Annotated in this window: 12 protein-coding genes; 7 read left to right on the top strand and 5 right to left on the bottom strand. The window is 70.1% G+C overall.

What is annotated here, in order from left to right; all coding sequences use genetic code 11:
* Positions 1-706: 706 nt before the first annotated feature.
* The 3 genes from ACWCSU_RS52560 to ACWCSU_RS52550 all read right to left on the bottom strand — a co-directional run bounded on the left by ACWCSU_RS52560 (position 707) and on the right by ACWCSU_RS52550 (position 3,568).
* Positions 707-2,026 (bottom strand): serine/threonine-protein kinase, encoded by a 1,320-nt coding sequence (locus ACWCSU_RS52560; RefSeq protein ID WP_449945148.1) that lies wholly within the window; start codon positions 2,024-2,026, stop codon positions 707-709.
* 60 nt (positions 2,027-2,086) lie between these two features.
* Positions 2,087-2,578: an SRPBCC family protein gene (locus tag ACWCSU_RS52555; protein ID WP_357710600.1), complete on the bottom strand. Its 492-nt coding sequence runs from the start codon at positions 2,576-2,578 to the stop codon at positions 2,087-2,089.
* Between the two features lie 111 nt (positions 2,579-2,689).
* A complete protein-coding gene (locus tag ACWCSU_RS52550) occupies positions 2,690-3,568 on the bottom strand; it encodes an alpha/beta fold hydrolase (protein WP_449945145.1) in 879 nt (292 codons plus the stop codon).
* A gap of 71 nt (positions 3,569-3,639) precedes the next feature.
* Between ACWCSU_RS52550 and ACWCSU_RS52545 the strand changes: the two genes are divergently transcribed.
* On the top strand, positions 3,640-4,248 hold the full coding sequence (locus ACWCSU_RS52545; protein ID WP_357710595.1) for a TetR/AcrR family transcriptional regulator: 609 nt from the start codon (positions 3,640-3,642) through the stop codon (positions 4,246-4,248).
* 22 nt (positions 4,249-4,270) lie between these two features.
* Here ACWCSU_RS52545 and ACWCSU_RS52540 read toward each other — a convergent pair whose 3' ends face one another.
* Entirely contained in the window at positions 4,271-5,035 is a 765-nt protein-coding gene (locus ACWCSU_RS52540; RefSeq protein ID WP_449945142.1) for a TetR/AcrR family transcriptional regulator, read from the bottom strand.
* 70 nt (positions 5,036-5,105) lie between these two features.
* On the opposite strand from ACWCSU_RS52540, the gene ACWCSU_RS52535 reads away from it, so the two are divergent.
* Positions 5,106-5,963 (top strand): SDR family oxidoreductase, encoded by an 858-nt coding sequence (locus tag ACWCSU_RS52535; protein ID WP_449945139.1) that lies wholly within the window; start codon positions 5,106-5,108, stop codon positions 5,961-5,963.
* A gap of 303 nt (positions 5,964-6,266) precedes the next feature.
* Entirely contained in the window at positions 6,267-6,596 is a 330-nt protein-coding gene (locus ACWCSU_RS52530; protein ID WP_449945136.1) for a TSUP family transporter, read from the top strand.
* Positions 6,597-6,789: 193 nt separating this feature from the next.
* On the opposite strand, the gene ACWCSU_RS52525 is transcribed toward ACWCSU_RS52530, so the two are convergent.
* Positions 6,790-7,749 (bottom strand): TetR/AcrR family transcriptional regulator C-terminal domain-containing protein, encoded by a 960-nt coding sequence (locus ACWCSU_RS52525; protein ID WP_449945133.1) that lies wholly within the window; start codon positions 7,747-7,749, stop codon positions 6,790-6,792.
* Positions 7,750-7,924: 175 nt separating this feature from the next.
* On the opposite strand from ACWCSU_RS52525, the gene ACWCSU_RS52520 reads away from it, so the two are divergent.
* From ACWCSU_RS52520 to ACWCSU_RS52505, 4 genes are all read left to right on the top strand, one after another.
* Positions 7,925-8,728: an alpha/beta fold hydrolase gene (locus ACWCSU_RS52520; RefSeq protein ID WP_357710583.1), complete on the top strand. Its 804-nt coding sequence runs from the start codon at positions 7,925-7,927 to the stop codon at positions 8,726-8,728.
* A 223-nt stretch (positions 8,729-8,951) separates the two neighbouring features.
* Positions 8,952-9,344 (top strand): hypothetical protein, encoded by a 393-nt coding sequence (locus tag ACWCSU_RS52515; protein WP_449945129.1) that lies wholly within the window; start codon positions 8,952-8,954, stop codon positions 9,342-9,344.
* Positions 9,345-9,645: 301 nt separating this feature from the next.
* A complete protein-coding gene (locus ACWCSU_RS52510) occupies positions 9,646-10,104 on the top strand; it encodes a hypothetical protein (protein ID WP_449945127.1) in 459 nt (152 codons plus the stop codon).
* A gap of 242 nt (positions 10,105-10,346) precedes the next feature.
* Complete coding sequence (locus ACWCSU_RS52505; RefSeq protein ID WP_449945124.1) at positions 10,347-10,952, top strand: cysteine peptidase family C39 domain-containing protein; 606 nt, start codon at positions 10,347-10,349, stop codon at positions 10,950-10,952.
* The last annotated feature ends 94 nt before the right edge of the window (positions 10,953-11,046 follow it).

The raw sequence follows: 11,046 nt of genomic DNA, 5'->3' as shown, positions 1-11,046 counted from the left end.
ACATCGACGCGCTGTCCCCGGACGAGAGCGACTTCGACGACTTCCTGTGCGCCGGCGACAACCGCGGCCACACCGAGATCACGGAAGAGGGCGCCACCTGGCTCCTGGACCGCCTGCCCGACTAGGGTTCGCTGCCCGTCCCACCGGGCGGCCCCTTCTGCAGACGGCCACCCCGGCGCGGCGGGTGAGAGCGGCTCCAGCGCTGCCCACTGCTCGTCGGTGAGGTCGTGCCGCCTCGTCGCCGCTACGCCGGCCATGAGGTCTCCGGTATTCGGCTCTTCTTCGTCGTTGAACCAACTACCGGAGGCCTCGTCGATCACCTATGACCGCCACGCCGCGACCCCTCATCACCCTGTGAAGACACGGTCCAGACCTGTAGGCCGTGCCACAGAATCCGTAGCAGGCGCTGCGTGTGGCCGGGGTCGAGGCCGGCAGGTCAGCCAGGTCGAGATCGGAGCGGACGGTGCCCCCCCTGCTGCGCGCGAAGCAGGAGGCTCGACGCGGCCGACCTCATTGTGTTTCTCGAGGAGTTCCCGCAGGTCAGCGCCGACAGCGTGAACTCTGCTCCATCGCTGCCGGGCCCCCCACACTGCCCCTGGTCGGCCAGATGTGCACCCGCGGGGACGACCGTCGGATGCAGGAGGTGCTCTTCCACGCCGACCACGAGTCTCGAAGATCCCCCGGGACGACTGACGCGGGCCACGCCTCAGCACATCGACGGGATGCAGGTGAACGGGTTCTCCATCGGGGACGGCGGCTGCGGCTGGGCGGGCGCCTGGGTGGGCTGCTGCGACGGCTCGCGTGTGGGCTCCGGCGGGTTCTCCGTGTGCCGGGCGGGTGTCGGGTGGGGTACTGAGCCGTCGTCGACGGGGCTGCTCACCGTGTCGCCCGTCCTGGTCGGCTGGGTGGCGGGGGGCGAGCTCCTGGGTCGGGCCCGCTGCCTGGCCGGTGGGGACGACGTCCCCCGCGCAGTGCTCTTGACCTCCTGCGGCGAGGCGGTGGCCGCGGCCGGAGCCGGGGCGGTGGTGGTGCCGGACGACGGGGGAGAGGCCGTGCCGATCGTGGCCGGGGGCGGTGGGGGCAGGGTGTCCGCGGTGATCAGCACGCCGCCCGTGACGAGCAGCGCCGAGGTGGCGGCGGCCGTCGCCAGCAGCGCGCGCCGCCGCCCCCGACCGGCCCGACGCTCCGGCGGCGGAGGAGACCCGGCGGCCGGTCCCGGTACGAAGTCGCGCGAGGTCAGCCCGGTGACCAGGTCGTCGGCGCTCGGCCGCGCGGCCGGGTCCTTCGACAGGCCGGCGGTGACGAGCCGGAGCAGGACGCCGTCCAGCCCGGCGACGGCCGGCTGCTCGTTCAGGATGCGGTTGATCACGGCGGGGGTGGAGTCGGCGCCGAACGCGGGTCGCCCCGAAGCCGCGAACACCATGGTCACGGCCCAGGCGAAGACGTCGGCCGCGGCCGTCACCTGCCCGCCGCCGATCTGCTCGGGCGCCAGATAGGACGGCGTGCCCATCAGCGGGCCCGTCGAGGTGTTGCCTGGCGCGTCCAGAGCCCGGGCGATACCGAAGTCGATCACGACCGGGCCCTCGGGCCCCATGAGGATGTTGGCCGGCTTGAAGTCGCGGTGGAGCACCCCGGCCCGGTGGATGGCGGCCAGCGCGGCGGCGGTGCTGATCGCCAGCCGCTCCAGCGCGGCCCCCTGCCGTGGTCCCTCGGTGGCGACCAGGTCACGCAGCGAGGGACCGGGCACGTACTCGCTGACGATGTAGGGCCGCCGGCCCGCCAGGTCGGCGTTGAGCACGGGCGCGGTGGAGAACCTGGCCACCCGCCGGGCGAGCTCCACCTCGCGCAGGAACCCGTCGCGCGCGCCGGGATCGGTCAGCAGGCCGTTGTGCAGCAGCTTGACGGCCACCTGCCGGCCGGAGAGGTCGCGTCCCAGATAGACGACGCCCTGGCCGCCCTCGCCGAGCCGGGCGACGAGTTCGTACGGCCCCAGCGTACGCGGATCGTCCTCCACCAGCTGATCCATCTGGCTCCCTGCAACACATGAACGGACAGGACAGAAGATGCTGCGATGATGCCAGTTCTTTCAGGCTGACAGGCCGCTCGGGTCGGCGTCGGCGACGAGGCCGAGAACGATGTCGTGCTCCAGCAGCGCCTTGAGTGCACTGATCAGGAACGTGAAGCCGCCGGTGGAGTCGGTTACGTGGTGGACGAGTTCGTCGCCGGTGCCGGTGAACCCGGTTTCGGTGACTTGGACGTAGGTGGTGTCGTCGGGCATGGGGATGAACCGGAACTCGACTGTGGTGGGGGCGTCGGGCGCGTAGTTGCCCCAGGTGAAGCGGATCCGACTGTTCTCGTCCACCTCTTCGACCGAGGCTTGAGTCGACGCCCCGTACATCTCCCATTCCCAGGTCAGCTCGGCGCCGGGGGTCATCATCCCGCTGCTCTTGGTGTACCAGATCTTGCTCGTGATGGCGGGGTCCACGATGGCCTGGAACACCTCGCGGGCGGGGCGGCGGATGAGCATGCCGACCTTCACCGAGGGGATCGTGGTGAGCTCGAACGTTCGTGCGGACATGCGCTGGTTCTCCTTTCGTGGTCCGGCGGTAAGGGACTCGCCGGGTCTCCAGCAGGGTTCTGCGGTTCGCAGCCGGTCACGGCCGTAGTTGCTGATCCGGCGTTGTCGCGGTCAGCGTGTCAGGAAGGCACGTAACGCGGTGATCAGTGCGGCCGGATTGTCCTCCTGGACGTTGTGCCCGGCGTCCGGCACGACCACGAGCTCGCCGTCCGGGAGGCGCGCGGCCAGGCGTTCGGCGGCGGCCTGGGGGAGCACCCTGCTGCGTCCGCCGCGCACGAGCAGCACCGGCGTCCTGCTCAGCTGATCGGGCAGCCGATCGATGGCCGCCAGGATGGCGGGGAAGTCCGGAGGCCGCGGATCGCTCTTCGGCACCCAGCCGCCGCCGGGTGCACGGCGGAACAGCGTGCTCATGCGGTAGGTGACACTGGCCCGGTCGGCGCGTGGATTGACCCGCATCGCGGCCTCCACCACCGTCTCCAGATCCCGCACCGGACCGAGCCCGCTGATGAACAACCGCACCCGCCAGGTGCTGTCGAAGTCCACGCCGGGCGCGACATCGACGAGCACCAGCCGCTCCACCCGAGCGGGATGCCGGTCGGCGACGTGGGCCGCGACGACGCCGCCCAGAGACATGCCGACCAGCCGGACCCGGTCGAAGCCGAGGTGATCGGCCGCGGCGACGACGTCGGCCGCGAGGGTGCCGACGCGGTAGTCACCGGACCAGCCGCTCTCGCCGTGACCTCGCAGATCCAGCGCGATCAGCCGGGCAGCGCCGCGCAGGCCGAGGCAGACGAAGTCCCACGTGTGCGCGGTCAACGCGCCACCGTGCAACAGGAGCACCGGGGATCCGGTTCCACCCCAGTCGAATCCGTGCAACCGGCAGCCCGCACGGGAGAAGTGGATCTCGCGGGGCGGCGCCGGATCGTCGATCGTGACACCCAGTGCCGTCGCCAGCTCGGTCATCGCCGGAATCGCCAAGTGTCCCCGCACGCGCCACCTTCCTTACCTTGGGCGACCAAGGTAAGCGACGCTGCCTTGACTGGTCAAGGTAAGGTGGGCGCATGCCCCCCCGAGTACGACGCCGGCCCGAGGACGCCAAGCGGCTGATCCTCGAAGCGGCGAGCAGGTTGCTCGCCGCGGGCGGCCCTGCCGCCGTACAGGTGCGCGCCGTCGCGGCGGAGGTCGGTGTGTCCGACGCCGCGGTCAACCACCACTTCGGCACGCGGGAACGACTGCTGGAGTCGCTGCTGCGGTTCGGCGGGGCCAAACTGAAGGCCGAACTGCACATCGTGCTCGACACGTGGGCCGACGCCCCGATCGATCCCGCCGAGCTGGTGCGCACGTTGGCCGCGCTGTACGCGGGCGGTTACGCCGAACTGGCGCTCGCGCTGCACCGTTCCGGCTGGCGGGACGCCGGTAGCGGAATGCTGGACGAGGTGGTGGACCGGCTGCACGCCCAGGCTCGGCGGCAGTGCGCGGCCACCGGGCGAACGCCGCCGTCACGCGAGGCGATCCAGCTGACTGTGTGTGCCCTGCACCAAGCGGTCGCGACGGAGCCGCTGTTCGGCGACGAGTTCCGCCGGAGCGTCGGGCTGGACGACACCGCCCGGGACCGTCTGCTCGACTGGTGGATCGAGACCCTCCGCGCGACTGTCGCCGGACAGGGCTAGCCGATCGAGGTCCCTGTGGAGATCAGCCGGTCGATCGGCGATTTCGCTGGGCCGTCGCGGCGATTCCGTCGAGCAGGGCACGCAGGCCGAGGTCGAACGCGCGCAGCGCAGCCTCGGCCGCGCTGCGGTCGAGGCCGCCGTTCTGCCAGGTCTGTTCGATCGCCGGGTAGCGCGCCGGGTCGAAGATGGTCTCCCAGAACTCCTGACGGGCGGCCCACCAGTCGTCGTCGGACAGGCCGCTGAGCCGCTCGGCATGGGTGTGTTCGGCAAGGGTGGCGGTCGCGGCGTCGACGAAGGTGACGACGGAGTCGCTCGCCGCGGACCTCTCGGTGGCGGACAGCCCGGTCATGGACAGAGCGGCCAGGAGGAAGTCGGCCCTGGCGAGCAGGCCGGGACCCAGGGGTGGTCGTACGGTCGACACCATGCGCAGCCACGGGTGGCGTTCGTGCAAGGCCGTGTTCTGCTTCGCGTAGTGCTCGATCCGGTCCCGCCAGGAGCCTGATCGAGTCAGGTCGAGTTCCTGCCAGGCGGAGTCCACCATCAGGTCGACCAGTTCGGCCTTGCCGGGCACGTGGGTGTAGAGCGTCATCGTGCCGACGCCGAGGGACGCGGCGAGCCGGTCCATGGTCATGGCGGCCAGTCCTTCCCGGTCCGCCAGCGCCATGGCCGCACCCACGATCTTGTCCAGGGACACCTTGGGCGGCCGGCCGCGGCCCGATCGAGCCTGTGGGGAACGCCAGAGCAGGCGCAAGGTCTCCCGAGCGTCTCCGCCACCGCTGCGTTCCATCAAGCCTCCCCTTTTCCGTAGATCCTACGATAATGTTTATCCGTAGAACGTACGGAAAAGGAGGACGCGCGTGCGAGTGCTGGTGACCGGGGCAACAGGGAACGTCGGGCGGCATGTGACAGCAGGCCTGGTCGAGGCCCACGTTCAGGTACGGGCGCTGACCAGGGACCCGGGCCGGGCCCGGCTGCCCGGCGCTGAGGTCGTCCGGGGAGATCTCACCAAGCCGGACGGCGTGCCGTTCGACGGCGTGGACCGGATGTTCCTCTTCCCGGAGCCGTCGACGGCGAAGGAGATCGTCGAACGCGCCAAGCAGGCCGGCGTTCGGCGGATCGTCGTGCTCTCGTCGGGCGCGGTGAGCGGCGGTTTCGACACGACCTTCCATCCGCCGGTCGAACAGGCCGTTCAGGAGTCCGGTCTGGAGTGGACACATCTCCGGCCGGGCGAGTTCGCCGCCAACAAGCTCTCGCTGTGGGGGCCGTCGATCCGGGCCGAGCGGCTGGTGCGGGACGCGAACCCGGACGCGGCCTGGTTTCCCGTGCACGAGCGGGATGTCGCCGATGTGGCGCTGAAAGCCCTGTTGGAGGAGGGGCATCACGGCAAGGCGTACGACATCAACGGCCCAGAGTTGATCAGCTTGCGCGGCCAGGTCGACGCCATCGCCGACGCGCTCGGCGAAGAGGTGCGGTTCGAGGAGGTCACTCCGGCGCAGGCGCGCGAGATCTACCTGAAGATCGGAGGATTCGCTGCCGAGGCTGCGGACTTCCTGCTGGGATTCACCGACTACGACGGCAATCCGGCCGATCCGGCCGACAGCATGGACTTCGATCCGAGCACCTTGGGCCCGTTGCCCACGGCGCAGTCCGTGACAGGCAGCCCGCCGCGGACGTTCGCGCAGTGGGCGCGGGATCATGCCGAGGACTTCCGCTAGAAGAACTCTTCGCGGTTCGGGTCGATCAGAGCGGCTGGTCCCGTCCGTTCGAGCGGCGCGGGCGCGGCGGCCGAGGCCCGTCGGCCAGGCACCTGGAAGAAGCGCGGCCATGACGGCGGCCCGGCCCGCGGCCGTCGTCACCGCTCCTTGCCCTCACTTCTTGACCGGCACTCCGGTTCATGCAGGTCTGGCGGGCTGGTCCGGGCGATACCGCCGGCGGCTTCGGTGGCCACCGGTCAACTGAAGGGGCAAACGCCTGGAGGTCGTGGCTCCCGCGAGCGTGGGAGCCGGAGAGGCCTCCCGGTGGCCCTGCCCACCCTCACCCTGACTCAACTGGCCAGTGACGGCGGCCGCGTCTGGTTCAACCGGCGTGCGGTCCGGTGGCGGCTCATCAAGTGGTACGCCCTGGGCGCCGTCCCCTTCGCCCTGGCCGGAGGTCTCCTGCTGCCCTACGTGCCGGTCGATCCGCTCACGCGCGTTCTCGGCGCGTTTCTCATCATCACCGTCTTCTGGCGGCGGTTTCAGCCGGCGCGCGCGGTACCGGCCGACAAGACGTTCGCCGTCATCGGCGCCGGTTGCGTCCGGCTGTCGTTGCCGGAGCGTGGCTGGGCAGAAGAACCGTCGCCCGGATGAACGCCCAGGCCCTCGTGCTGGTCATCGAGGCTGGAGCAGTCGTCGCGGCGATCTTGTTGCTCGCCGGGATCTGAGCCGGGACGCATCCTGGACGACGTCGTCAGGGCGGCGGTCAGGTGCATGCGTGCGACGCCCTGCGCCATGCGTCCATCAGTTCCTCTCGCCGAGCTCCAACCCGACCAGGCGATCCGCGTCACGCACGCCCGGGCTCGCGACCGCCCTTCTGAACGGGCTCGCCGATCAGCGCCACGATGCCCTCCAGGAGGCGGTGAAGCCCGAATTCGAACAGGGTGTCCAGGTCGAGCGAATGGAGTGGGACGAGTGCGAGATTCGGGAACGCCGGATCGCCTGGGGGCCCCATCAGCGCCGGCGTGCCGCGGGTGTCCATCCACTGCTCGTCGGTGATCCCCGAGTGGGCCGCGGCCGCGGCCTCGGACTCCAGGCCCGCGGCCACCCCGCGGACGTAGGCGGCCACGCAGACATGGATGTGCAGGCTTGTGGCCGGGTCCAGGCCGAGTCCGTCCAGGGCGCGCATCACCCACTCGCTGTGGACCATCGCGCGGGGAGCGAGCAGGGGGCGGGTGAAGGAAACGGCCTGCGCCAGCCACGGGTGACGCTGATACATGGCCCACTGCTGCCTGGCTGCCGTCTCCAGGCGGCGGCGCCATCCGGGCGGCAAGGGCTCCGGAAGCGGGAACTCGCCGAAGGCAGCGTCAGCCATGAGCAGGATCAGCTGCTCTCTGCCGGATATGTGGCGGTAGAGGGCCATGGTGGTGACGTCCAGATCGGCGGCGAGGCGGCGCATGGACAGTGCGGGCAGCCCCTCGGCGTCGGCGACGGCCAACCCCGCGCTGACGATCCGGCCCCGGTCCAAGGACGCCGTCGGACGTCTGCGGTCGTGCGGCGTCCTCGGGGAGATGCCCGTGGTGTCGACGACCGTGCCGACGCCGGGAACCGGCCGCGCCAGGCCGGCTTGCCGCAGGGCGGTCAGCACCTTGGTGGCGGTGGCCATGGCGACGCCGAACTCCCGGACGATCTGCCGCGTGGAGGGCAGCAGATCACCCTGGCGGAGCTCGCCGCGTTCAACGCGTCGGCGCAGCTCGGCGGTGATGCGCAGGAAGGGTGGATCAGAGGAGGGCTCGGCAGGGCTCATCGTAGGGGTCCTCCCATGGGCCGCACTAGTGCACCGATGCTCAGGCCGGCCGTTGCTCCAGCCGCATCTCCCCACTTGAACCTGCTGTACTAGTGCGCGCTAGGTCGTGGGTACCTCCGCAGTCTACGGTGCATACATCCAGCCGCAACCGCCTTGAAACGATCGGAGCACCGTGATGCCCAGCACGCTCCCCACCCCGGTACGCGCGGCACTGGAGCTGGACGGACGCCACCTGTCCTACCTCGACTTCGGCGGCCCGGGCGAACCGCTGCTGGCACTGCACGGACATCTCGACCAGGGCATGATGTGGAGCGGCCTGGCGGCCGAGCTGGGTCCGCACTGGCGGGTCATCGCGCCCGACCAGCGAGGGCACGGCGAGTCGGACCGAGCCACGGACTATTCCCGCGAGGGGTACGTCGCCGACCTCGCGGCCTTGCTGGAGCGCCTGGACGTCGGCCCGGTCGTGGCTCTGGGACACTCCCTCGGCGGCCTGAACGCCTACCAGCTCGCCGCCCGTCACCCGGCCCTCGTCCGCGCCCTGGTCATCGAGGAGATCGGCGCCGTCGTCTCAGGTCCCAGTCGTCTGGACTTCCTGCTGTCCAGCCCGTACGAGGCCGCCACGCGCGACGAGCTGGTCGCCGGGCTCGGCGCAGCGGGCCCGATGTTCGCGGACCGCCTGCGGCAATTGCCCGACGGCACCTGGCGCCTGCCGTTCCATCCGCACGACACGGTCGAGTCGGAACGCTCCAACTGGGGTGACCACTGGGCCGACTGGCTGGCGACCAACGTCCCCGCGCTGCTTCTGGTGGGCGAGAACAGCCCGATCACCAGCGGCCAGGCGCACGAGATGGCCGAGCGGCGGCCGCACACCCGGCTGGTGACGCTCCACGGTGACCACTTCCTCCATCTTCAGGACCCGGCGGGCTTCACCGGCGCACTCCAGGACTTTCTGCGAACGCTCGACATCACCTCCGCGTGACGAGCGGCTGACGTCCCGCCGCGTCCCAGCCTCGTCGCCAAGGTCCTGGCACCCCGCCGTCGTACCCAGGGGGTGACCGTCAGCGTCGTGGCAGGAGCCCCATGCGAGGGGATACGCCCCCGTTAGGCTGCTTGACGTGAACCAGCCCCCATATCGGCAGTTTCCGGCACCGATGTCCCCGCCGGGTAACGGTCCGCTCCGGAAGCGGCCGGGACTGCTCGCTGTGATCATCTTGGTGGCTTGCCTCGGTGTGAGCCTCGTGGGCGTCGGCGGATATCTGGTCATCCGCGCCGTTATCAAGCCCGCAGCCGGCGACGTAACCGCAGTCATCTTGCAGCCGACCGCTACGAAACCAACAAAAGACGCGATCATGCAGCGCCTGGTGTCGATGCCGCAGGCCGATACGGTCTACTACGCTTCACCCGACGAGCTGCCTGAGTGGTTTCCCGGGAGCCGCCCATGGGGCGCCATTCATCCTGATGCGTATCTGGTGAAGCTGCGGCCGGGCATCGATCCCGACACCCTGCAGGCGAGCCTGCGCACCTGGCCGGGGGTGTACATGGTCACCTACGTGACCGTCACTGATCTGACCATCGGCACGGGTGGGACCGAGTGACCACCGGCCGCGGTTGGCGCTGCTGTCGATCCTGCAGGTCACCGAGAATGGGTTTCCACAACTCTGTCTCCCGGCGGAAGCGACACTGCTTCCGTCGGTCCACTGAGTGGACCGAAGATTGCCCGTCGCCGTTCGGCACCCACAATATGGAGCTGTCAAGGGACGATTACTTTCCGTGACGGACCGAAGGTCGAGCAATCGGACGGCAGGCGCTTCCGGCCTTGAGGCGGCGTCCGACCGTCGTCGACGCGACACCCATGTCCGGCGGCGGCGATCAGCCGTTCACGAAGGGGAGGCCACGATGAGCACCCGATCGGCGAGGGTTCTGTCACGAGCACTGATCGCAGCGGTGGTGGCGGGCGCTGTGACGACGGCGCCGGGCCTGACCGGCACGAGCGGCGCCCTGGCCGCGGCCGACCCGACCTGCGGGAGCTGGATCTCCAGTCTCGTCTTCCCCGGTCTCTCGGCCCGAGCCTGTATCTGGGGGACCGGCGCCGCCTGGAAGCAGGCCCAGACGGAGGTCTTCAACGGCACGGGATTCTCGGTGGAGGTCGAGAACCTCACCGCCCGCCTGGAGTCTCTTCCCGCGGACGCCCGCTGCGTCAACATCAGCCTCCAGAACGGGCAGACGGCGTTCTGCGGCACCCGCAGCGTGCCCGACAACAACCCCTTCCAGTTCGACCGTGCCCTGGGCTCCGCCCAGGTCACCGATCTGGTCAGGCGGGAGCAGTTCTCCTTCGAGTCCCCCTTCGTGGGCTGAGCGGCGGCGGCGCTTCTCAGCGTTGGTGGCGAGTCGCCTCGTATGCCTGACCTCGACGATCGTTCCGGCAGCGCACGTCGGACGAGTCGGCGCAGGATGTGACGCCGATGCGGTGGAAGGTCACAGCGCGCTCGTCGCTCCCGACGAGCTTCAGCGCGGCGAACACGTCCAGCTCATCCTCCCACCTGCGTTCCAAGTGAGCACAGGCGGATTCGAAGGAGGGGGACGGAGACTGCCGCTCCATGCGTGTTCCTGTCGTACTCCAGCACAGCATGGTCGAATGCGGCGCCGCATGTCTGGCGATGGTCCTCGGCGCGTACGGACACCGCGTCTCGTTGCCCGCGCTGGCGGCCGAGATGGGCGTGGGCCGGGACGGTGTCAGCGCGCTCGCGCTGGTGCGTGTCGCCCGCGCGCACGGCCTGGACACCCATGCGCTCTCGGTACCCGCAGCCCAGGTACCGGAGCTGCCGTTCCCCGCCATCGTTCACTGGCGGGCCAGGCCGGATTCCAGCGCGGGCGCTTCGGGGATCGGCGGCCCTGGTGGGCATGCTATGTCCGGTTCAGCGTCCTGGACCACGGGGCTCTCGTGGCCGCTTTGGTACTCCTCAGTCTTCTCCCGCCGGCGTCCGGCTGTCGCGGCGCAGTGGTCCAGGCCGCTTCCCGGACGCTCACGTGAAGAACCCGATGATGCTGAGCATGCAACGACGACCCGACGGCCCGCCGGCCGAGGCACCCTCACGGCCTTGAGCGATCACCGGTGGCTCGGCACCGGGTGTGATCGCTCAAGGCCGTCTCGATGTCCGCGGGACGATCAACCCGCGCTCAGCAGGCTCAGCGCTGGAGTGTGAGCAGACCCGGTCGGTAGGGCAGGAGGCCGTAGTCGCCGCCGGAGCTGGGGCTGCGTCCCTGGTAGAGGAGTTGGAGGTTGCAGGGGTCCACGGT

This window comes from Nonomuraea sp. NPDC001699 (assembly GCF_053596455.1).
The sequence above is the reverse complement of the archived record's forward strand: the minus strand, read 5'-3'. Positions and strand labels throughout refer to the sequence as shown.